The sequence below is a fragment of the Nocardioides sp. cx-169 genome, from assembly GCF_021083605.1.
Classification (GTDB): Bacteria; Actinomycetota; Actinomycetes; order Propionibacteriales; family Nocardioidaceae; genus Nocardioides.
Genome location: NZ_JAJNRO010000014.1, coordinates 89,129 through 109,116, shown reverse-complemented (window position 1 = coordinate 109,116; position 19,988 = coordinate 89,129). Strand labels below are relative to the sequence as shown.

The window sequence follows — 19,988 nt, the reverse complement described above, 5'->3', positions numbered from 1 at the left end:
GTGGGGGGGGGGGGTGCCTTCACCGGGGGGGGGGCGGCTTCCTTCGTCGGCCCCACCGCGGTCCGGAGACGGTCAGGCCGAGGCCTCGTCGGTCGCGGGCTCGGCGTCCTTCTCGGCGGCGGCGGTGTCGACCGACGCAGCCTCCGTGGCAGCGGCGTCCACGTCGGCGGCGACCTGCTCGGTCGTCGCCTGCGCGTCGCCGGCCGCGGGGGCGGGCGTCTCGTCGGCGGGCGCCTCGGTCGCGGCCTCGGCGACCTCGGCGGCGGCGGCGCCCTCGGTGGACGCACCCGTCGCCTCGGAGGCCGGAGCCTCGGGGTCGGCGGCGGTCGCCTTCTCGGCGGCCTTCTCGGCGTCACCCTCGAGGAGCTCGCGCTCCCAGTCGGCCAGCGGCTCGGCCGCGCCGGGAGCGGTGCTCTCGGACTTGGCGCCGGAGCGGGCGATGAGGCCCTCGGCCACGGCGTCGGCGACCACGCGGGTCAGCAGGCCGACCGCGCGGATGGCGTCGTCGTTGCCCGGGATCGGGAAGTCGACCAGGTCGGGGTCGCAGTTGGAGTCCAGGATGCCGATGATCGGGATCCGCAGCTTGCGGGCCTCCTCGACGGCGAGGTGCTCCTTGTTGGTGTCGACGATCCAGACCGCGTTGGGGGTCCGGCTCATCTCGCGGATGCCGCCGAGCGACTTGTTCAGCTTGTCGCGCTCGCGACGCATCTGCAGCAGCTCCTTCTTGGTGCGGCTGCTGCCGGCGACGTCGTCGAAGTCGATCTCGTCGAGCTCCTTGAGACGGTTGATCCGCTGGTGCACGGTCTGGAAGTTGGTGAGCATGCCGCCGAGCCAACGCTGGTTGACGTAGGGCATGCCGACGCGCGTCGCCTGCTCGGCGATGGCCTCCTGGGCCTGCTTCTTCGTGCCGACGAACATCACGGTGCCGCCGCGGGCGACGGTCTCCTTGACGAAGGCGAAGGAGCGGTCGATGTAGGCCAGCGACTGCTGCAGGTCGATGATGTAGATGCCGTTGCGCTCGGTCATGATGAAGCGCTTCATCTTGGGGTTCCAGCGACGGGTCTGGTGCCCGAAGTGGACGCCGCTCTCGAGGAGCTGGCGCATGGTGACAACTGCCATGATGGTTCTTATCTCCTGATTCGGAGCAGCGCCGTACGCACACCCTTGAGTCAGGGCGAGCCGGGGCTGGGCTCCGGGTCGTTTTCAGTTCGTCCACGACCGGCGGGTGCCGCTCGTGCCTGACGCCCGCGCGCGGCCCGACCTGCTCGACCTGGTGGTCTCACGGGACTGAGGGCCGTCGCCCACGGGTGGTCGGGACCCGGGGGCCCCATCGTGGTCGGCGAGCGTGCGAATTTCGGAGCGCGGTCGAGACCGCACGCCGATGTACCCAGCCTAGTCGAGCGCGGGCCGTCCCCGCGAATCCACCCGGGCCCGCGCGCACGAGGCGGCCCGGGCCACCCGCACCCGCCTGATCCGGGAGCGGTCATGGCGGGTCAGCCACACCTGGAGTGCGATCAGCGCCCACGCGATCACGGTCAGCACGATGCCGGCTGGTTCGCCCATGCTTCCATCGAACGGGCGCGGGTGGCGACGCCCCATGGGGTCTACCACCCATCTTCGCGTCGGCAGCCCTCCTGGGCGCCGGCGAGGAGCTCTCGCCTTGTAGAATCACGGTGATCCCCCGACGTTCGACAGCGAGGACCTTCGCCTGTGCTGGAGCTGATCGCCGCCGTGCTCACGGCGGCGGCGCTGTCGCCGTGGCTGGTCCTCCGAGCCGGCCGCCGCGCCTTCCTGCTTCTCGCCCTGGTCCCCCTGGCCGGAGCGGCCTGGGTGGGCGCCCAGGGCGGTCGCGTCGTCGACGGCGACACCCTGCTCGAGGTCCACCCCTGGGTCGGCAGCATCGGCATGGAGCTCGCCTTCGCGATGGGCCCGCTGCAATGGGTCATGGCGCTCATCGTCCTGGGCATCGGCGCACTCGTGCTCGCCTACTGCGCGTGGTACTTCGGCGAGGCCGACCCCGGCGTCCCCCGCTTCGCCGGCGTCCTGGTCGCCTTCATCGGCGCGATGCTCGGTCTGGTGCTGGCCGACGACCTGCTGCTGCTCTACGTCTTCTGGGAGCTGACCACGGTCTTCTCCTTCCTCCTCATCGGCCACGACCCCGGCCGGCGCAGCAGCCGGCGCGCGGCCATCCAGGCGCTCGTGGTCACCACCCTCGGCGGCCTGGTCCTCCTCGTCGGCGCCCTCCTCGTGGGCGGGCAGGCCGGCACGTTCCGCATCTCCGAGATCCTGGCCGCCCCCCCGACCGGCACGGCGGTGACCGTCGGCGTGCTCCTGATGCTCGTGGGAGCGATCAGCAAGTCGGCCCTGCTCCCCTTCCACTTCTGGCTGCCCTCGGCCATGGCCGCACCCACCCCGGTGAGCGCCTACCTGCACGCGGCGTCGATGGTGAAGGCCGGCGTCTACCTCGTCGCGCTCCTGGCGCCCGCCTTCGCGGACGTGCCCGGGTGGCGCGGCATCCTCCTGACACTCGGCCTCGCGACGATGATCCTCGGCGGCGTCCGCGCGCTGCGCCAGCACGACCTCAAGCTGCTGCTGGCCTACGGGACGGTGAGCCAGCTGGGCCTCCTCATCCTGGTGCTGGGCGTCGGCACCCGCAGCACGATGCTCGCCGGCCTGGCGCTGCTGGTGGCGCACGCGCTCTTCAAGGCCGCGCTCTTCCTCACCGTCGGCGTCATCGACCACAGCACCGGCACCCGCGACCTGCGCCGCCTGACGGGCCTGGCCCGCCGGATGCCGGTGCTCGCGGTGGCCGCCACCCTCGCGGCCGCGTCGATGGCGGGGGTGCCGCCCCTGCTCGGCTACGTCGCGAAGGAGAGCGTGCTCGTCGCGCTGCTCGACGTGGCCCGGAAGGGCGACGGCACCGGCTTGAACGCCGCGAGCGGCTGGCTCCTGCTGTTCGGCGTCGTCCTCGGCTCGGTCCTCACCGTGGCCTACTCCGCCCGGTTCGTGTGGGGCGCCTTCGGCCACCGCGAGGTCGACCAGGCCCCCGTCGTGCACGACCCGGCCCCGGCGTTCGTCGCGGCGCCGGTCGTCCTCGCGGGACTCTCGCTCGTCTTCGGCCTGCTCGGCGGGCCCCTGACGACGATGCTGCGCGGCCAGGCCGACACCCTCCCCCTCGGTGCGCACGAGCCCGAGCTCACCCTGTGGCACGGGGTGGGCCTCCCCCTGCTGCTCACCCTCACCACGCTCACGCTGGGCGGCCTGCTCTTCGTGGCCAGGGCGCCGGTCTCGCGCCTGCAGACCCGGCTGGCCCACGAGTGGAGCCTCGAGCGCGCCTACCACGCCGGGATGCGGCTGCTGGACCGCTCCGCAGTGGAGATCACCGGTGTGCTGCAGCGCGGCTCGGCAGCCGCCTACCTGGCGATCATCCTGATGGTCGTGGTGGTGCTGCCCGGCTCGACCCTGCTGGACGGTCTCGGGGACCTGCAGGTCCGCGCCTGGGACACCCCCATGCAGGCGGTCGTCGGCGTGGTGATCGTCCTCGCCGCGCTGATGACCACGCGCTCACGCCGGCGCATCCGCGCGGTCCTGCTCGTCAGCGTCACCGGCTACGGCACCGCGCTCCTCTTCGTCCTGCACGGCGCGCCGGACCTCGCCTTGACCCAGGTCCTGGTCGAGACCCTCACCGTGGTCGTCTTCGTGCTGGCGCTGCGGCGCCTGCCGGAGTACTTCACCGACCGGCCCCTGAGCCGTCAGCGCTACCTCCGGGCTGCGCTGGGCCTCGCCGTGGGCGTCGTGACGGCCGGCTTCCTGCTCATGGCCGGGGCCGCCCGCAACAGCGACCCGGTCTCGCTCGCCCTCCCGAAGGAGGCCCTCGACTACGGCGGCGGCGGCAACATCGTCAACGTCATCCTGGTCGACACCCGGGCCTGGGACACCCTGGGCGAGATTGCGGTCCTCGTGGCCGCCGCCACCGGGGTGGCCAGCCTGATCTTCGTCCACGCGCGAGGCGCCGACATCCGGCGCGTCCAGGACATCCCCTACCCCGCGGGCGTCAAGAAGCTCGCGACCTCCCCGGGCCGCCGAGCCTGGCTCCCGGGGTCGCGCACGCTGGCCCCGGAGAAGCGCTCGATCATCTTCGAGGTCGTGGTCCGCCTGATATTCCACACGCTGGTCGTCATCTCGGTCTACCTCCTGCTCGCCGGCCACAACGCGCCCGGAGGCGGCTTCGCGGCCGGGATGACCACCGGGCTGGCGCTGGTCGTGCGCTACCTGGCCGGCGGCCGCTACGAGCTGGACGAGGCGGCGCCGGTGGACGCCGGACGCCTGATCGGCTCCGGCCTCGCGATCGCCGCGCTCGCCGCCCTCTTCCCGCTGGCGTTCGGCGGCGAGGTGCTCCAGTCGGCTGTCGTCGACGTCCCGCTGCTCTTCCTCGGCGAGCTGCACCTGGTCACGTCGGTGCTGTTCGACGTGGGGGTCTACCTCGTCGTCGTCGGCCTGGTGCTCGACCTGCTGCGCGCCCTGGGCTCGCACATGGACCGGGACATCCAACGCGCCCAGCGCCGGAGCACGGCGGAGGCCGCATGAACGTCAACCTCACCCTCGTCCTCATCGCCGCCGCCCTCCTCGGCTGCGGGGTCTACCTCCTGCTCGAGCGCAGCCTCTCCCGGGTGCTGGTGGGCCTGGTCATGATCGGCAACGGCGTCAGCGTCGCCTTCCTGGTCGCCGGCGGCCCGGCCGGCCGGGCCCCGATCGTGACGAAGGACGGCGACGTCACCGGGCTCTCGGACCCGCTGCCTCAGGCGATGGTGCTGACGGCGATCGTGATCACGCTGGCGACCACGGCGTTCGTGCTGGCGATGGCCTATCGCAGCTGGCAGCTCAACGGCCACGACGACGTGCAGGACGATGTCGAGGACGCCACGATCCGCAGGCTGGCCGCCGGCGACGTCACCTCCGAGGCCTACGACGCCACCACGTCCGACTTCCCGGGCGACGACTCGAGCGGCGACCCCGGCGAGGGGCCCGACGACGACCCGCTCGCAGCGGACGCGGCCGAGATCATGGCGGCGAAGTGAACGCCCTGGTCCCGCTCCCCGTGCTGCTCCCGATCCTGGGGGCCGGCGCGTCCCTGGCGCTGCTGCACCACCCCCGCCTCCAGCGCTGGCTCAGCCTCGTCGTGCTGGTCGGCGTCGTGGCGAGCGCGGCGGTGCTGCTCGTCCAGGCCGACCACCACGGCCCGCAGACGGTCTGGATCGGCGCGTGGCCCGAGACGCTCGGCATCGTCCTGGTGGCCGACCGGCTGGCGGCGCTGATGCTGCTGGTCAGCGCCCTGGTGACGCTGGCCGTGCTGGCGTACTCGGTGGGCCAGGGTATGACGGAGGACGAGGAGGGGGCCCCGATCTCGGTCTACCACCCGACGTTCCTGGTGCTCGTCGCCGGCGTGGCCAACGCCTTCCTCGCCGGCGACCTGTTCAACCTCTTCGTCAGCTTCGAGATGCTGCTGTTCGCCTCCTACGTGCTGCTCACGCTCGGCGGCACCGCGACCCGGATCCGCGCGGGGACCATCTATGTGCTGGTCAACCTGCTGTCCTCCACGCTCTTCCTGATCAGCCTGGCCGTGACCTATGCCGCCACCGGCACGCTGACCCTGGCCCACCTGGCCGAGCGACTGGCCGCACTGCCCGACCACGTCTCGCTCATGATCCAGCTGCTCCTGATCACGACCTTCGCCATCAAGGCGGCGATCTTCCCGCTGTCGTTCTGGCTCCCGGACAGCTACCCCACGGCGCCCGCACCGGTGACCGCGGTCTTCGCAGGCCTGCTGACCAAGGTCGGCGTCTACGCGATCCTGCGGGTGCAGACCCTGCTCTTCCCCGACAGCCCGCTGTCCGACCTGCTCCTGTGGGCGGCCCTGCTCACGATGCTGATCGGGATCCTCGGCGCCGTGGCGCAGTCCGACATCAAGCGGATGCTCTCGTTCACTCTCGTGAGCCACATCGGCTACCTCGTGCTCGGCATCGCGCTCGGCAGCCGTGCCGGCACCGCCGGCACGACGTTCTACGTGGTGCACCACATCACCATCCAGACCGCCCTGTTCCTGGTGCTCGGTCTGGTCGAGCGTCGCGCCGGCAGCACCGCCCTGATGCGGATCGGCGGCCTGGCGCGCCTCGCCCCGCTGCTCGCCGTGCTGTTCTTCATCCCGGCGATGAACCTCGCCGGGATCCCGCCGTTCTCGGGCTTCATCGGCAAGGTCGGCCTGTTCCAGGCCGCCCAGCAGGAGGGCGGCTGGCTCGCCTGGACGCTGGTGGCCGGGGGCGCCCTGACCAGCCTGCTGACGCTGTACGCCGTCGCCAAGACGTGGGCGGTCGCCTTCTGGCGCACCCCGCAGGAGGCCCACGAGGCGCTCGAGGCCATCGGCGGGGGCGGCGAGCCGGTCCCCGGCCACGACACCGGCGTCGTGCACGAGCACCGCGGCCATGTCCACACCGCGGCCGGCACCGTCTCCAAGCAGGACATCGAGGAGGCACGCCGGCTCGGCGACGACGACCTGCCGGACCGGGACTTCCACACGCTCATCGAGGCCGGCGAAGACAACCGCCACTCCCCCATGGGGATGCTGGTCCCCACCGCCGGCCTGGTGGTGATGAGCGTGCTGCTCACCGTGGTCGCCGGCCCGCTGTACGCGCTGTGCGAGCGCGCCGCGGCGGACCTCCACGAGCGCGACCCGTACCTGTCCTCCGTGCTGGGCGAGGACCGCGGATGAGCCCCGTGACGCGCACCCGGCCCGACGGCAGGACCCGCCCCGCGCGGCACCGCGCCGTCCAGCCCCTGGCGGTGGTCTGGCTGACGCTCGTCTGGCTGGCGCTGTGGGGCGAGGTGACGCCGCTGCTCCTGGTGGGCGGGGTCCTGGTCGCCGTGCTGGTGTGCGTCGTCTTCCCGCTGCCGCCGATCGACCTGGTCTGCCGCGTGCGGCCACTGCTCCTGCTCGGGGTGCTCGCCTGGTTCCTCGTCGACGTCGTGCGCGCCAGCGCGCAGGTCGCGGGCGTCGTCCTGCGTCGCCGGCCGGTGCGCAACGCCGTGGTGGCCGTCGACCTCGAGAGCTCCTCCGACTTCCTGATGACGCTGGTCGCCGCCATGCTCTCCCTGATCCCGGGCTCAGTCGTGGTGGAGGCGCGCAGGTCGACCCACACCCTCTACCTGCACGTCCTGGACGTCCCCGACGCGGGCGCGGCCGAGGACTTCCGCCGCAGCGCCTTGATGCTCGAGCAGCGCCTGCTGAGGGCCCTGCCGCCCCACCCGGTCGAGGGGGAGGCCGCATGACCGCCGTACTCGTGGTGTCGGCCGCGATCCTGTTCGTCGCCTCCCTCCTGCTCCTGCTCCGGCTGACGATCGGTCCCACGATCCTCGACCGCAGCGTGGCCCTCGACGTGCTCGTCGCGATCACGGTCAGCGCCGTCGGCCTCTACACGGCTCACACGGGGGTCACGTTCGCGCTCCCGCTGCTCGTGGTGCTGGCCGGCTGCGGGTTCGTCGGCGCGGTGAGCGTCGCTCGCTACGCCAGCCGGAGCAACGACCTCGGAGACGGCGACGAAGGGGGTGCCCGGTGAGTTGGACCGCCCTCGCGGACATCGCCGCCGCCGCGTGCTTCCTGCTGGGCGCGCTGCTGGCCCTCGTCGCGGCCATCGGCGTGCTCCGCATGCCGGACCTGCTCAGCCGCATGCACGCCGCGACCAAGCCGCAGGTGCTCGGCACGATGCTCGTGATGGCCGGGGTCGCGCTGCGCCTGCGGGAGCCGGGCGTCCTCGGGCTGCTGGCGCTGGTCGTGCTGCTGCAGATGGCCAGCAGCGTGGTGTCGAGCCACATGCTCGGGCGCGCGTCGTTCCGCGCCGGGCAGGTGCGCCACGACCTCCTGGTCGTCGACGAGCTCAGCGGCGACCTCGAGCACCAGGAGCCGCGCGGCGCCCCCTGACGCCCAGAACAGGCCGTGAGTCGTCCACAGCGATGCCGCGCGCCGACGCTATCCCCAGTCCGGCACCTCGGCGGCACCCGATGTCGCGTTGCGCGAGCACCCTGGCGGCATGCGTCGTCTCGCGTCCCTCGCCCCCTGCGCCGCCCTGAGCGTCCTCCTGCTCTGCGGCGCCCCGTCCAGCGCCGCCGCCGACGCCGACGCCGACCCTCGCGGCTCCTGGCCGCTGCGTCCCGCCCCCGAGGTGGTCCAGCGCTTCGACCCGCCCGAGACGCCCTACGGCGCCGGCCACCGCGGCGTGGACCTCGCCGGCGCCGTGGGGCAGCCGGTGCGCGCAGCCCTGCCCGGCGCCGTGCGCTACGCCGGGCGGCTCGCCGGCCGCGGCGTCGTGGTCGTCGACCACGGGGCCACCCGGACCACCTACGAGCCGGTCACGGCCCACGTCGAGGTCGGCCGGGCGGTGGCGGCGGGCGAGGCGCTGGGCGCGCTCGAGCTGGCCGGATCTCACTGCTTCCCCCGCGCCTGCCTGCACTGGGGCTGGATCCAGGGCGAGACCTACCTCGACCCCCTCCGCCTGGTCGGCGCCGGCCCGGTGCGGCTGCTCCCGCTCTGGAGCCTCTCCCCCGCCCCGGCGCGGGCGGCGGCACTGCCGTACGCCGGGCTGCCGCTCTGGGCCACCTGGGTCACCACGCTGGGGCGCGCGGCCGGCGTGGGCGGCGACGCGATCACCGCCCGCGCACCGCCCTGATGCTCAGGCGCGCGGGTGCGCCTGCTGGTAGGCCCGGCGCAGCCGGTCGGTGGTCACGTGGGTGTAGAGCTGCGTGGTCGCCAGGGAGGCGTGGCCGAGCAGCTCCTGCACCGAGCGCAGGTCGGCGCCGCCCTCGAGCAGGTGGGTCGCCGCGGTGTGGCGCAGCCCGTGCGGGCCGATGTCCGGCGCGCCCGGCACCGCCGCGATGCGCTGGTGCACCAGCGTGCGCACCGCCCGGGGGTCGATCCGCCGGCCGCGGGCGCCCAGGAAGAGCGCCGGTCCCGAGCCGTCCACCAGCAGCGAGGGCCGGCCCTGGCGCAGCCAGAGCTCCAGCGCCCGCGCCGCAGGACGCCCGAAGGGCACCGACCGCTCCTTGCGGCCCTTGCCGAAGACCCGCACGACGTTGCGGTCCCGGTCGACGTCGTCCAGGTCGAGGCCGACCAGCTCCCCGACCCGGATCCCGGTCGCATAGAGCAGCTCGAGCATGGCGACATCACGCAGCCCGACCGGGCTGCCGTCGTCGGCGATCTCCGCGGCCGCGGCGATCAGGTCGGCGGCCTCGTCGGTGCGCAGCACGGCCGGCAGGGACTTGTGCGGCCGCGGCGAGCCCAGCGAGGCGCCGACGTCGGCGGGGGCGCGGCCGGTACGGGCCAGCCAGGCCGTGAAGACCCGTGCCGCCGTGGCCCGCCGCGCCAGCGTCGTGCGCGAGAGGCCCATGCTCTGCTGCTTGGCCAGCCAGCTGCGCAGCGTGCGCAGGTCCAGCTCGTCCACGCGGGCGCACCCCAGGCGGGCGGAGTGCGCGAGCAGGCCGGCGATGTCGGCGGAGTAGGCGCGCACGGTGTGCGCGGTGAGGTCGCGCTCGGAGACCAGGTGGCGCTCGTACTCCCCCAGCACGCGCGCCATCGGGTCGGGCAGCAGGTCGGGCTCCACGGCCGGTGTGGATTCGGGCTCGGCGCTCACCTGCCCAGCCTAGGGATGCGCACGCCGGTCGCGCTCAGGCGCGCCAGACGGTGGCCACGTCGCGGTGGTAGCGGCGGCCGAGGACCCGGCCGAGCACGAACGTCACCGGCCGCGGGACGCTGCGGCGCAGGAACGCGCGATGCTCGGGGTCCATCCCGTCCTGCAGCCAGGCGAAGAACTCCCCGGTCACCCGGGGCGGGGCCGAGCGCAGCCGCTTCTCGGTCGCTCGCCACTCGGGGGTCCCCAGGTACGGCAGCAGCACCGGCTCCAGCTCGTTCTCCTCGTGCGTGAGGTGCTGCTCGACGACCTCGCGGGCATCCGCCACGCGCACCCGCGCCGCGGCCGCCGCGGCCACGCTCGGGTCGGCCGCCAACGCGTCCATCGCGTGCGCCACGGAGGTGAGCGACTCGGCCATGGCGTGGTGCTCGGACTCCATCGTGCTGAGCAGTCCCGCGTCGACGCCGAAGCCGGCCAGCATCGGCCAGATGTGGGTGTCCTCCCCGACGTGGTGATGGTGCAGCTCCGCGCGCAGGTGCTCGTAGGCGCGGTGCAGGCCGGCGGCCCGCTCGGCGTCCCCGCCCGCAAAGTCGGCGAGTGCGGCCTCGAGCCGGTCCAGGTCGCGCCGGACGGCGGCGTGGATCACGCGGTTCATGTTCAGCGTCGTGCCCATCCAGGGACAGTAGGACGGCCTCCGCCCGCCCGCCAGCCCGGTTCAGACCTGCCTCCCGTCCCCCGGACGGCGGGTCCGGACTGGGAGTGGCGAGCGATGATGCGGGGATGCTGACGAACTGGTCCGGGAACCACCGCTTCGCGGCCGCTCGCCTGCACCGCCCCACGACCGTCGAGGAGCTGCAGACGATCGTCGCCGGCGCGGACCGGGTGCACGCCCTGGGCTCGCGCCACTCCTTCACCGACGTCGCCGACACCCCTGGCGACCTGGTCGCCACCGACACCCTGCCCGAGGAGATCGAGGTCGACGCCGGCCGCCGTGAGGTGCGCGTCTCGGGCGGGCTCACCTACGGCCGGCTCGCAGTCGCGCTGCACACCCGGGGCTGGGCGCTCGCGACGATGGCCTCGCTCCCGCACATCTCGGTCGCCGGCGCGGTCGCCACCGGCACCCACGGCTCCGGGGACCGCACCGGGTCCCTCGCGTCGGCCGTCACCGGGCTCGAGCTGGTCACGGCCGACGGCAGCCTGCGCACCGTCAGGCGCGGGGACCCCGACGCCGACGGGCACGTGGTCGCCCTGGGCGCCCTGGGCGTCACCACCCACGTGACGCTCGACATCGAGCCGAGCTACGAGATCCGCCAGGACCTCTACACCGACCTGCCGTGGGACGTCGCGAGCGAGCACCTCGACGAGCTCACCGGCAGTGCCGACAGCGTCAGCCTGTTCACCGACTGGGCCAGCGGCCGGATCGCCCAGGTCTGGCTGAAGAGCCGGGCCGGCACCTCGCCCACGGAGCTGTTCGGCGCACCGGCGGCCACCGGCACGCTGCACATGCTGGTCGGCGCCGACGTCGCGGCGGTCACCGAGCAGGGCGGACTGCCGGGACCGTGGCACGAGCGGCTCCCGCACTTCCGCATGGACTTCACCCCCAGCAGGGGCGAGGAGCTCCAGAGCGAGTACCTCGTTCCGCGAGCCCACGCAGCCGCGGCGTTCGAGGCTCTCCGGTCGCTCGCCGGCACCTTCGCACCTCTCCTCCAGGTCAGCGAGGTCCGCACCGTCGCGGCGGACCGGCTCTGGCTCAGCGGCGCCTACGGGACCGACGTAATCGCACTGCACTTCACGTGGGTCCGCGACGTCGCGGCGGTGTACGCCGTGCTGCCCGCCATCGAGGAGGGTCTGCTGGCGCTGGGTGCCCGGCCGCACTGGGGCAAGTGCTTCGCCGCCACCGCCTCCGAGCTGCGCCCGCTCTACCCGCGCTTCGACGACTTCCGCGACCTCGCCCTCCGGTCGGACCCGGACGGGGTCTTCCACAGCCACTTCCTCGCCCGCACGCTCGACCTGCGCTGAGCTGCACCGGCCGCACCCACCTCCTCACGTGTGCGCCGGCGCAGCGAGACGCCAGCCCGCGTCGTCCTGGACCACCAGGCCGGCACCCAGCAGGTAGGTGAGCGCCGAGCGCACCTCGACCACGCCCAGCCCGGCAGTGCGAGCCACCGAGTCGGTGCCCGCGCCGTAGGCCACCGGCACCGCATCGAGGACCTGCCGGTGCCGCGAGCTCAGCCGGTCGCGAGGATGGACCGGGCCGCGCGGCTCGTCGGCCAGGTGACTGCCCGACTCACCGACGAGCTCCAGCAGCTCCTGGCCGCTGGTGACGACGGTGGCCGCCCCCTGCCGCAGGAGCTGGTGGACGCCCTGGGACTGGGCGCTGGTGACCGGACCGGGCACCCCCAGGACGACCCGGTTGAGGCGGGCGGCCCAGTTGGCGGTGTTGAGCGCCCCGCTGCGCGCCGCCGCCTCCACCACGACGGTGCCGCGCGCGAGCGCGGCGATCAGCCGGTTGCGGGCAAGGAACCGGATCCGGGTGGGGGCGCAGCCCGGCGCCGCCTCCGACACCACGGCGCCGGTGGCGGCGATGTGGTCGATCAGCTGCTGGTGGGCGGCCGGGTAGACCCGGTCGGCGCCGCACGCGAGCACCGCCACCGTGGGCGCGTCGACGGCCACGGCGCCCCGGTGGGCGGCCTGGTCGATGCCGAACGCCGCCCCGGAGACGACCGGGAAGCCCGCGCGGGCCGCCACCGCGGCCAGCTCGCCGGCCACTTGGGCGCCGTAGCTCGTCGCGGAGCGGGCCCCGACGATGGCCACCGAGCCCGTGAGCGAGTCCAGGCGCACCGGGCCGCGGACCCACAGACCGATGGGCGGTCCGCCCCGCTCGTGGAGCTGGCCGGCCCGGACCAGGTCGTCGACCTGCGCGGGCCACTCGGCGTCGGAGGGGATCACGAAGCGCAGCCCCAGCCGCGCGGCCCGGTCGAGCTCGCGCTCGGGGTCGGACGAGGCGAGGCGCGCCGCGAGGTCGGTGCGGAGGCCCTCGGGGTCGCGCTGATCCACCAGCAGCCGGTGCAGCTCCTGGGCACCGAGCTCGGCGACCAGTGCGGTCAGGCGGGGGTCACCGGGCTCGGCGAGGCGGCTGAGCGCCGCCCGCGCCAGGCGGTCGGCGTGGCTCACGCGAACCTCACCTCCACCTGGCGCTGCGGCAGCGGCTCGGCGGTCCGCAGCAGCAGCGCCGTTCCCACCTCCGCCGGGCCGGGCGCCACCTCCCGCCCGCTGCGTACGGCGGTCAGGTCGGCCACCGTCCACGCGACCCGGTGCACGCGGACCGCGCCGCGACTGCTGAGCCGCCCGGAGAAGAGCTCGTCGTCGAGCCGGCGCTGCCCCTCGGGCTCCAGCGGCCACGCCTCGCGGAGCACCGGTCCGGGGGCGTGGGCGTTGAGCCGCCAGCTGCGCTCGGCATAGCGCTCCGCCTGTCGTCGCCGCGCCGCCGCCACCCGGTCGCGCACCACCGACGAGGGCTCGACGACCGCGAACCGGTCGGCCTGCTCGTGCGGCGCGACCGGCTCCACGTGGCGCACGATGTCGATCCGGTCGGCGAGCGGACCGGTGATCTTGGCCCGGTAGTCGCGACGCACCCGCTCTGCGCAGGTGCACCGGTTGTGGCTGGCCTTGGCGTGGTACTCCCCGCAGGGGCACGGATTGCTCGCCAGCACCAGCATCCCGCGGGCGGGGAGGGTGACCAGCTCCTCGCGCCGCGCGATCGTGACCTCGCCGCTCTCCAGCGGCTGTCGCAGCGCCTCGATGACGTCGCCGCGGAAGAGCGGGAACTCATCGAGGAACAGGACCCCGCAGTGGGCCTGGCTGATCTCCCCGGGGCGGATGTACCCGCTTCCACCGCCGATCAGGGCGGCCTTGCTGGCGTCGTGGTGTGGCGCGGCGTAGGGCGCCTGGGTGAGCAGGCCCTGGCCCGGGTCCAGCGTGCCGGCCAGCGAGTGGATCGCCGTCAGCTCCAGGGCCTCCTCGGTGCTCAGGGGGGGCAGGATGGTGGGGATCCGCTCCGCGATGCTGGTCTTGCCGCTGCCCTTGGGCCCGGACAGGAGCAGGTGGTGCCCACCCGCCGCCGCGACCTCCACGGCGTACTTGGCGTCGGCGAGGCCGCGCAGGTCGGCCAGGTCGACCTCCTCGAGCCGCTCGGCCCCGCGCCAGGCCAGCAGCCGGCTGCCGGACATCGGCGGCACCGGCGGCGCCTCCGGGACCTCCTCGCCCTGCAGCTCGGCCACGACCTGGGCCAGCGAGCGCATCCCGAACACGTCCATGCCCGGGACCATGGACGCCTCGCGCGCCAGCGGCTCGGGCACGAACACCCGGGCGATCCCCCGCTCCGCCGCGGCGAGCACCATCGGCAGCACCCCGGGCACGCAGCGCAGCCCACCGTCAAGGGTCAGCTCACCGATGAAGGCGGTCGCCTGCAGCTGCGCCACCGGCAGCCGCCCGTCGGCTGCGACGACCGCCACCGCGATCGCCAGGTCGAAGTGGCTGCCCCGCTTGAGCAGGTCGGCGGGCGAGAGCAGGATCGTGATCCGCTTGGTGCTCGGCCACCCGAGCTCGGAGTTGATCACGGCCATCCGGCACCGGTGCTGGGCCTCGCTCAGCGAGGCGTCCGGGCGCCCGACCAGCGTCGTGCCGACCTGCCCCGGCGACACGTCGGCCTGGACGTCGACGAGGTGACCGGTGGCGCCGTGCAGTGACACCGTGTGGGCGGTCGCGAACGGCATCAGCCGATCCCCCGCACGTGCTCCACGACGGCGGCACCGCGCGGCGGCCGCAGCACGGCCACCAGGTCGACCCGGGTCTCGGGCGGGTGCAGCCCGTGGTCCTCGGCCCAACGCTGCCCGAGGCGGCGCAGGCGGTCCAGCTTGGCCTCCGAGACCGCCTCGTGCGGTGAGCCGCACACCTCGCTGGTGCGGGTCTTCACCTCGCCCACCACCAACACCGCCCCGTCGCGCAGCACCAGGTCGATCTCGCCCTCGTCGCACCGCCAGTTGCGGTCCAGCAGAACCAGGCCCGCCGCCACCAGGTGGCGCGCCGCCACCCTCTCGCCGTAGGCGCCCAACGCCTGTCTGCTCGCTGCTGTCGTCGTCATCTCCGACCTCCTGATGACAGCCTCGTCAGGAGGATGGACAGGCGAGCGAGGCCGGCATCGCCCTGGGGACGCGCACCGTCGCGGACCGCGGCTGTGGACGGAGGGCGGTCTCTCGTGGGGCGCTCGGGGCGCTGGGGACACCTAGGGCCGGCCGGCTACCCCTTGGGCGGGTCGATCTCCGAGGTGTTGAGCTCCTCGACGTTGACGTCCTTGAACGTCAGCACCTTGACGTTCTTGGCGAAGCGCGCCGGGCGGTACATGTCCCACACCCAGGCGTCGGTCATCGAGACCTCGAAGAACACGTCACCGGCCTCGGTGCGGGCCTTCACGTCCACCTGGTTGCACAGGTAGAAGCGCCGATCGGTCTCGACGACGTACTTGAAGATGCCGACGACGTCGCGGTACTCGCGGTAGAGGGTGAGCTCCTGCTCGGTCTCGTACTTCTCGAGCTCCTCGGCGCTCATGGCCCTCCTGCCGGTCCTGGATGGTCGCTCACGGGCCGGACGCGACCTCGTTACTGGCATCGTAGACGTGTGGACCCGAGCAGCCGCGAGCAACCGTGGGTCGAGCCCGACGCGATCGATCCCGTCGCACCGCCCCTGCGCTCCTCCACGCTCGCGCACCAGTGGTGGCGCGACATCAGCTTCCTGCACTGGCGGGTCGAGGCGTCGCGGGTCGCCGACCTGCTGCCCCCGGGGGTGCGGCCCGACGTCATCGACGGCAGCACCTGGGTGGGCCTGATCCCGTTCCGGATGTCGGCCGCCGGCCCCGGCGGCCGGTGGTCGGTGCCGTGGGCGGGCGACTTCCTCGAGTACAACGTGCGGCTCTACTCCGTGGACCAGCGCGGCCGGCGCGGCATCGTCTTCTGCTCGCTCGACGCGCAGCGGCTCCTGGTGGTCGCCGGCATCAACGCCGCACTCCGGATCCCCTACCGCTGGGCCCGGATGTCGTGCACGCATCCGGCGCCCGGCGTCGACCCGTCCGGACAGCGGCTCGTCTACAGCTCCGTGCGCCGCGCCCCCGGGCGCGCGCGCACCCACCTGGAGGTGGAGGTGGGCGAGCCGATCGGGCGCCCCTCCGAGCTCGACCACTTCCTCACCGCCCGCTTCGGCGCCCACACGCACGCGTGCGGCCGCACCTGGTGGGTGCCGGTCACGCACGCGCCCTGGCCGCTGCGGCGGGCCCGGGCCCGAGTCGTCGACGACGAGCTGGTGCCGGCCGCCGGGTTCCGCGGACTGAGCGGCTCAGCCCCCGACTCGGTGCTCTTCTCCTCCGGCGTGCACGTCCTCTTCGGGCGTCCCGAGCGGGTCTGAGGCGGGCACCAGCCCGGCGGCTCGGCGGACGTTGACGAAGCGCATGCGGTGGATCGGCGAGGGGCCGTGCTCGTCGAGCGCCACGGAGTGGGCCTCGGTGATGTAGCCCTTGTGCGTCTTGAAGTCGTAGGCCGGCCACTCGCGGTCGAGGTCGGTCATCAGGCGGTCGCGGGTCACCTTGGCCAGGACGGACGCGGCCGCGATGCACGCGGCGACCCGGTCGCCCTTCCAGACCGCGAGCCCCGGCACCCCCAGACCGTCGACCGGGAAGCCGTCGGTGAGCACGTACGCCGGCGGCAGGTCGAGCAGCGCCACCGCGCGGCGCAGGGCCTCGACGTTGGCGACGTGCATGCCGAGCCGGTCGCACTCCTCGTGGCTGACCACGACCACCGACCACGCGAGCGCGCGACGTACGACCTGGTCGTAGCAGCGCTCGCGGGCCCTCTCGGTGAGCAGCTTGGAGTCGGCCAGGCCCGGGACGATGCCACCCTTGCCGGAGGGCAGGATCGCGGCCCCGGCGACCAGCGGCCCCGCGCAGGCACCGCGGCCGGCCTCGTCCACGCCGGCGACGGGCTCGATGCCGTGACGGCGCAGGGCGCGCTCGTAGCCGTAGAGCCCGGCGTCACGGCGGACCGTGAGGCCGCGTGGCAGCTGGCTCACGGCGTCACCTCCCCGCGGCGTGGGCTTCGGGTACGTCGGCGAACGCGTCGGGCCGGTCGAGCCAGTCGAAGCGGTCACGCGGCCAGGCCAGCAGGAACACCTTGCCCACCACGAGGTCGGTGTCGACGTACGGGTTGCGATGACACTGGGTCTCGTCGGCGGTGCACAGGTGCGCCGAGGAGTCGCTGGAGTGGTTGCGGTTGTCGCCCATCACGAAGAGCTGGCCCTCGGGGATCGGGCCGACCTTCCAGTCACAGCCCGGCATCGGGCCGCGGCACTCGACGTCGGTCTCGGGCTGGACGTAGTCGTCCTCTTCGAGCGGTTCGCCGTTGAGAAGCAGGCGGCCCTGGTCGTCGCAACACTCGATGACGTCGCCCTCGACGCCGATCACCCGCTTCACCAGGTGCCCGCCCGACGGGTAGAGGCCGACCTTGGCCATCAGCTTGCCGACCCCGTTGGTGGGGCCGGCGCCATCGGCCGGGTCGAGCCAGCCGCCGGGGTCCTCGAAGACCACCACGTCGCCGCGCGAGGGAGAGCCGCCGAACCAGTAGGAGACCTTCTGGACCAGGATCCGGTCGTTCTCCACGAGCCCGGGCTCCATGGACTCGGACGGAATGTAGAAGGCCTGGACGAACAGGGCCTTGATGACGACCGCGAGCACCACCGCGACGCCCAGCAGCAGCGCGGTCTCCTGCCAGATGGGCAGGCGCCGGCGCCGGGCCGGCTCGTCGGCGGGCCCGGGCGCGAGGCCGGACCCGGAGGGGTCGTCCTCGCGCACCGCCACGGCGTCGGCCCGAGGGGCGGGCCCGTCGACGTCGTCGAGGGGCTCGTCGGGGTGGTGGCTCACGCGCAAAGTCTAGAGAGGCGTCCCGAGAGGGAGGCTTCTCAGAGCTCGCGGCGCTCCTTGATCTTGGCGGCCTTGCCGCGCAGGTTGCGCAGGTAGTAGAGCTTCGCGCGGCGGACGTCACCGCGGGTGACGATCTCGATCTCCTCGAAGATCGGGGAGTGCAGCGGGAAGGTGCGCTCGACGCCGACGCCGAAGGAGACCTTGCGGACGGTGAAGGTGCGGCCGATGCCCGAGCCCTGGACGCGGATCACGACGCCCTGGAACACCTGGACCCGCGAGCGGCTGCCCTCGACGACCTTGACGTGGACCTTGATCGTGTCGCCGGCGCGGAAGGCGGGGACGTCCGCGCGCTTGTTGGCGTTGGTCAGCTCGGTGATGACGTTGGTCATGGTTCTCCTCGCGAGTGCCACAGGTCAGCCGCGGTATCGGATGTGTTCAGCTGGGTCGGTCCAACCGTGTTGGCCGGCGGCGCAAGGCTCCCCCTGTGGCAGGAGCCCGGCGCGGACCCTCCGGGCGTGCTTCGGAGCGGACCTTCGGCCGACTGGACCGACCTAGGAGTCTGCCACAGTCGGCGCCGTCGCCAGAAATCGGCCGGGACGGCGACGGGCTAGCGCCGGGCCTTGGTCAGGACCACCGCGAGCGGCGGCGCCGGGAGGTCGCGGCGGATCCGGAAGCCGGCCTTTCGGTACATCCTCAGGTTGTCCGCGCTCTGCGCGCCGGTGAAGAGCACGTACGACGTCGCCTCGGCCGGCGCGACGGCCTGGATGTGCTCGAGCAGCACCCGCCCCAGCCCCCGGCCCTGCACGTCGGGGGCCACCATGATCCGGCCGATGTCCCAGGCCGTGCCCTCCAGCCGGCCCCGGACGGCCCCCACGAGACGCCCCTCCACGCGCACGACGTACGTCGCCCACTGCGACAGCCAGGCGACGACGTCGTCGTAGGACTCCTGCAGGGCGGGGATGCCGCTCACGCTGTCGTTGGCGACGGCCTCCTGGAGCCAGCAGGCGCGCTGCAGCGTCAGCAGCTCCCCCGCGTCAGCGCGGGCGGCCGGGACGATCTCCCACTGCCCTGGCAGCGCGCTGGGGCTGAGCAGGTCCGGTCGCCTGGTCGCAGTACGACGCTCCGCCTGCTCGCGGCGCCACCGGGCGATGCGGCCGTGGTCGCCCGACAGCAGCACGTCGGGCACGTCCAGGCCGCGCCAGGAGGCGGGCTTGGTGTAGACGGGGTACTCCAGCAGCCCGTCCTCGTGGGACTCCTCCGTGAGCGACTCAGCGTTGCCCATGAAGCCCGGCAGCAGCCGTACGACGGCCTCGGTGACGGCCAGCGCGGCCACCTCTCCCCCGTTGAGGACGTAGTCGCCGAGCGACACCTCGACCACCTCGACGCGGCTCGCGGCGTGGTCGAGGACCCGCTGGTCGATGCCCTCGTAGCGACCGCAGGCGAAGACCAGCCGCTTCCGCGTCGCGAGGTCGCGGGCGAGCGCCTGCGTGAACGGCACCCCCGACGGGGTGGGGACGACGAGCGTGGCCCCGGGCGACCCGTCGAGGACCAGCTCGTCGAAGGCCTCACCCCACGGCTCCGGCTTCATCACCATGCCCGCGCCCCCGCCGTAGGGAGTGTCGTCGACGGTGTGGTGCCGGTCGTGGGCCCACCGGCGCAGGTCGTGGACGTGGACCTCGATCAGCCCGCGGTCGCGGGCCTTGCCCGGCAGCGACAGTGACAGCGGCGCCAGGTAGTCGGGGAAGATGGTGAGGTAGTCCAGCCTCACGCGTCGTCCTCCAGCGGCGTCACGAGGCCCGGGCGGTCGGCGACGACCAGCCGCCCGCCGGGCACGTCGACCTCCGGCACGAGCTCCTTCACGAACGGCACCAGCCCCTCGCGGCCCTCGGGCGTCGTGACCGTCAGCAGGTCCTGCGCACCGCCGTGGGTGATGGCGGTGACGGTGCCGAGTGCGCGCCCGTCGACGTCGTACGCCGCCAGGCCGACGAGCTGGTGGTCGTAGAACTCGTCGGGGTCCTCGGGGGTCTCGTGCGGGTCGACGGTGGCGACCAGCAGGACGCCGCGGGCGGCCTCGGCGTCGTTGCGGCTGGCCAGCTCCTCGAAGGTGGCGAGCAGCGTGGTCTGGTGCCAGCGGGTGCGGGCGACGGTGAGCGCGCGATGGCCGAACGCCGACCCGGCCGGCTTCTGGAGGGACAGCGTGGTGCCGGCGGCGAAGCGCCGGTCCGGCTCGTCGGTGCGCAGCTCGAGGGTCACCTCGCCGCGGATGCCGTGCGGCTTGCCGATGCGGGCGACGACGACCTCGATGGTGCTCACAGCTCTCCTCCTAGACGCAGAACGGGTGCCGTCCCGGA

The 19,988-nt window shown here is 73.6% G+C and carries 22 protein-coding genes and 1 pseudogene; 9 read left to right on the top strand and 14 right to left on the bottom strand.

The features are described 5' to 3' along the window. Nucleotides 1–72: 72 nt before the first annotated feature. Both rpsB and LRP67_RS18250 read right to left on the bottom strand, forming a co-directional pair. Nucleotides 73–1,119: a 30S ribosomal protein S2 gene (gene rpsB / locus LRP67_RS18255; RefSeq protein ID WP_231271580.1), complete on the bottom strand. Its 1,047-nt coding sequence runs from the start codon at nucleotides 1,117–1,119 to the stop codon at nucleotides 73–75. A gap of 273 nt (nucleotides 1,120–1,392) precedes the next feature. Continuing rightward, nucleotides 1,393–1,563, bottom strand: a complete 171-nt coding sequence (locus LRP67_RS18250) for a hypothetical protein (RefSeq protein WP_231271579.1) — start codon at nucleotides 1,561–1,563, stop codon at nucleotides 1,393–1,395. 147 nt (nucleotides 1,564–1,710) lie between these two features. Between LRP67_RS18250 and LRP67_RS18245 the strand changes: the two genes are divergently transcribed. The 7 genes from LRP67_RS18245 (at nucleotide 1,711) to LRP67_RS18215 (ending at nucleotide 8,717) form a co-directional block, all read left to right on the top strand. Continuing rightward, nucleotides 1,711–4,587 (top strand): Na+/H+ antiporter subunit A, encoded by a 2,877-nt coding sequence (locus LRP67_RS18245; protein WP_231271578.1) that lies wholly within the window; start codon nucleotides 1,711–1,713, stop codon nucleotides 4,585–4,587. Then, complete coding sequence (locus LRP67_RS18240) at nucleotides 4,584–5,078, top strand: Na(+)/H(+) antiporter subunit C (RefSeq protein ID WP_231271577.1); 495 nt, start codon at nucleotides 4,584–4,586, stop codon at nucleotides 5,076–5,078. Before LRP67_RS18245 ends, LRP67_RS18240 begins: the two co-directional genes overlap by 4 nt. Next, on the top strand, nucleotides 5,075–6,766 hold the full coding sequence (locus LRP67_RS18235) for a Na+/H+ antiporter subunit D (protein ID WP_231271576.1): 1,692 nt from the start codon (nucleotides 5,075–5,077) through the stop codon (nucleotides 6,764–6,766). The genes LRP67_RS18240 and LRP67_RS18235 overlap by 4 nt, the downstream gene beginning before the upstream one ends. After that, nucleotides 6,763–7,323: a Na+/H+ antiporter subunit E gene (locus LRP67_RS18230; protein WP_231271575.1), complete on the top strand. Its 561-nt coding sequence runs from the start codon at nucleotides 6,763–6,765 to the stop codon at nucleotides 7,321–7,323. Before LRP67_RS18235 ends, LRP67_RS18230 begins: the two co-directional genes overlap by 4 nt. Then, the gene (locus LRP67_RS18225) at nucleotides 7,320–7,610 is read left to right on the top strand and encodes a monovalent cation/H+ antiporter complex subunit F (RefSeq protein WP_231271574.1); all 291 of its coding nucleotides are present in this window, start codon (nucleotides 7,320–7,322) and stop codon (nucleotides 7,608–7,610) included. Before LRP67_RS18230 ends, LRP67_RS18225 begins: the two co-directional genes overlap by 4 nt. Further along, complete coding sequence (gene mnhG / locus LRP67_RS18220) at nucleotides 7,607–7,972, top strand: monovalent cation/H(+) antiporter subunit G (RefSeq protein WP_231271573.1); 366 nt, start codon at nucleotides 7,607–7,609, stop codon at nucleotides 7,970–7,972. Before LRP67_RS18225 ends, mnhG begins: the two co-directional genes overlap by 4 nt. Nucleotides 7,973–8,081: 109 nt before the next feature. Then, the gene (locus tag LRP67_RS18215) at nucleotides 8,082–8,717 is read left to right on the top strand and encodes a murein hydrolase activator EnvC (RefSeq protein WP_231271572.1); all 636 of its coding nucleotides are present in this window, start codon (nucleotides 8,082–8,084) and stop codon (nucleotides 8,715–8,717) included. A gap of 3 nt (nucleotides 8,718–8,720) precedes the next feature. Here LRP67_RS18215 and LRP67_RS18210 read toward each other — a convergent pair whose 3' ends face one another. Together LRP67_RS18210 and LRP67_RS18205 are read right to left on the bottom strand one after the other, a co-directional pair. After that, complete coding sequence (locus tag LRP67_RS18210; RefSeq protein WP_231271583.1) at nucleotides 8,721–9,620, bottom strand: tyrosine recombinase XerC; 900 nt, start codon at nucleotides 9,618–9,620, stop codon at nucleotides 8,721–8,723. 91 nt (nucleotides 9,621–9,711) lie between these two features. Beyond that, nucleotides 9,712–10,347, bottom strand: coding sequence for a hemerythrin domain-containing protein (locus tag LRP67_RS18205; RefSeq protein WP_231271571.1), 636 nt, complete (start codon nucleotides 10,345–10,347; stop codon nucleotides 9,712–9,714). 107 nt (nucleotides 10,348–10,454) lie between these two features. Between LRP67_RS18205 and LRP67_RS18200 the strand changes: the two genes are divergently transcribed. After that, nucleotides 10,455–11,693, top strand: coding sequence for a D-arabinono-1,4-lactone oxidase (locus tag LRP67_RS18200; RefSeq protein ID WP_231271570.1), 1,239 nt, complete (start codon nucleotides 10,455–10,457; stop codon nucleotides 11,691–11,693). Between the two features lie 24 nt (nucleotides 11,694–11,717). On the opposite strand, the gene dprA is transcribed toward LRP67_RS18200, so the two are convergent. The 4 genes from dprA to LRP67_RS18180 all read right to left on the bottom strand — a co-directional run bounded on the left by dprA (nucleotide 11,718) and on the right by LRP67_RS18180 (nucleotide 15,281). Further along, entirely contained in the window at nucleotides 11,718–12,848 is a 1,131-nt protein-coding gene (gene dprA / locus LRP67_RS18195; RefSeq protein WP_231271569.1) for a DNA-processing protein DprA, read from the bottom strand. Then, on the bottom strand, nucleotides 12,845–14,449 hold the full coding sequence (locus tag LRP67_RS18190; protein WP_231271568.1) for a YifB family Mg chelatase-like AAA ATPase: 1,605 nt from the start codon (nucleotides 14,447–14,449) through the stop codon (nucleotides 12,845–12,847). Before LRP67_RS18190 ends, dprA begins: the two co-directional genes overlap by 4 nt. Beyond that, entirely contained in the window at nucleotides 14,449–14,817 is a 369-nt protein-coding gene (locus tag LRP67_RS18185; protein WP_231271567.1) for a YraN family protein, read from the bottom strand. The genes LRP67_RS18190 and LRP67_RS18185 overlap by 1 nt, the downstream gene beginning before the upstream one ends. 155 nt (nucleotides 14,818–14,972) lie before the next feature. Continuing rightward, nucleotides 14,973–15,281, bottom strand: coding sequence for a DUF2469 domain-containing protein (locus LRP67_RS18180; protein WP_134738610.1), 309 nt, complete (start codon nucleotides 15,279–15,281; stop codon nucleotides 14,973–14,975). Nucleotides 15,282–15,350: 69 nt separating this feature from the next. On the opposite strand from LRP67_RS18180, the gene LRP67_RS18175 reads away from it, so the two are divergent. Next, nucleotides 15,351–16,130, top strand: coding sequence for a YqjF family protein (locus tag LRP67_RS18175; RefSeq protein ID WP_231271566.1), 780 nt, complete (start codon nucleotides 15,351–15,353; stop codon nucleotides 16,128–16,130). Here the strand turns inward: LRP67_RS18175 and LRP67_RS18170 are convergent. The 6 genes and pseudogenes from LRP67_RS18170 to rimM all read right to left on the bottom strand — a co-directional run bounded on the left by LRP67_RS18170 (nucleotide 16,062) and on the right by rimM (nucleotide 19,950). Continuing rightward, complete coding sequence (locus tag LRP67_RS18170) at nucleotides 16,062–16,790, bottom strand: ribonuclease HII (protein ID WP_231271565.1); 729 nt, start codon at nucleotides 16,788–16,790, stop codon at nucleotides 16,062–16,064. The genes LRP67_RS18175 and LRP67_RS18170 overlap by 69 nt on opposite strands. Before the next feature lie 4 nt (nucleotides 16,791–16,794). Beyond that, nucleotides 16,795–17,637, bottom strand: coding sequence for a signal peptidase I (gene lepB / locus LRP67_RS18165; RefSeq protein ID WP_231271564.1), 843 nt, complete (start codon nucleotides 17,635–17,637; stop codon nucleotides 16,795–16,797). 38 nt (nucleotides 17,638–17,675) lie between these two features. Continuing rightward, nucleotides 17,676–18,026, bottom strand: a complete 351-nt coding sequence (gene rplS / locus LRP67_RS18160) for a 50S ribosomal protein L19 (RefSeq protein ID WP_231242294.1) — start codon at nucleotides 18,024–18,026, stop codon at nucleotides 17,676–17,678. A 218-nt stretch (nucleotides 18,027–18,244) separates the two neighbouring features. Then, the gene (locus tag LRP67_RS21635) at nucleotides 18,245–18,607 is read right to left on the bottom strand and encodes a GNAT family N-acetyltransferase (protein ID WP_308189782.1); all 363 of its coding nucleotides are present in this window, start codon (nucleotides 18,605–18,607) and stop codon (nucleotides 18,245–18,247) included. Between the two features lie 120 nt (nucleotides 18,608–18,727). Beyond that, nucleotides 18,728–19,405, bottom strand: a pseudogene (gene trmD, locus LRP67_RS21630) (tRNA (guanosine(37)-N1)-methyltransferase TrmD); the annotation flags it as partial. Then, nucleotides 19,402–19,950, bottom strand: coding sequence for a ribosome maturation factor RimM (gene rimM / locus LRP67_RS18150; RefSeq protein WP_231271562.1), 549 nt, complete (start codon nucleotides 19,948–19,950; stop codon nucleotides 19,402–19,404). The gene rimM and the pseudogene trmD, both read right to left, overlap by 4 nt. Nucleotides 19,951–19,988 lie beyond the last annotated feature (38 nt).

Coding starts and splice junctions, on each gene's coding strand:
- LRP67_RS18230 (WP_231271575.1), top strand. CDS start 6,763: ATGAGCCCCGTGACGCGCACCCGGCCCGACGGCAGGACCCGCCCCGCG.
- LRP67_RS18205 (WP_231271571.1), bottom strand. CDS start 10,347: ATGGGCACGACGCTGAACATGAACCGCGTGATCCACGCCGCCGTCCGG.
- LRP67_RS18250 (WP_231271579.1), bottom strand. CDS start 1,563: ATGGGCGAACCAGCCGGCATCGTGCTGACCGTGATCGCGTGGGCGCTG.
- rplS (WP_231242294.1), bottom strand. CDS start 18,026: ATGACCAACGTCATCACCGAGCTGACCAACGCCAACAAGCGCGCGGAC.
- LRP67_RS18180 (WP_134738610.1), bottom strand. CDS start 15,281: ATGAGCGCCGAGGAGCTCGAGAAGTACGAGACCGAGCAGGAGCTCACC.
- LRP67_RS18215 (WP_231271572.1), top strand. CDS start 8,082: ATGCGTCGTCTCGCGTCCCTCGCCCCCTGCGCCGCCCTGAGCGTCCTC.
- LRP67_RS18240 (WP_231271577.1), top strand. CDS start 4,584: ATGAACGTCAACCTCACCCTCGTCCTCATCGCCGCCGCCCTCCTCGGC.
- LRP67_RS18190 (WP_231271568.1), bottom strand. CDS start 14,449: ATGCCGTTCGCGACCGCCCACACGGTGTCACTGCACGGCGCCACCGGT.
- rpsB (WP_231271580.1), bottom strand. CDS start 1,119: ATGGCAGTTGTCACCATGCGCCAGCTCCTCGAGAGCGGCGTCCACTTC.
- LRP67_RS18225 (WP_231271574.1), top strand. CDS start 7,320: ATGACCGCCGTACTCGTGGTGTCGGCCGCGATCCTGTTCGTCGCCTCC.
- LRP67_RS18200 (WP_231271570.1), top strand. CDS start 10,455: ATGCTGACGAACTGGTCCGGGAACCACCGCTTCGCGGCCGCTCGCCTG.
- LRP67_RS18210 (WP_231271583.1), bottom strand. CDS start 9,620: ATGGCGCGCGTGCTGGGGGAGTACGAGCGCCACCTGGTCTCCGAGCGC.
- LRP67_RS18185 (WP_231271567.1), bottom strand. CDS start 14,817: ATGACGACGACAGCAGCGAGCAGACAGGCGTTGGGCGCCTACGGCGAG.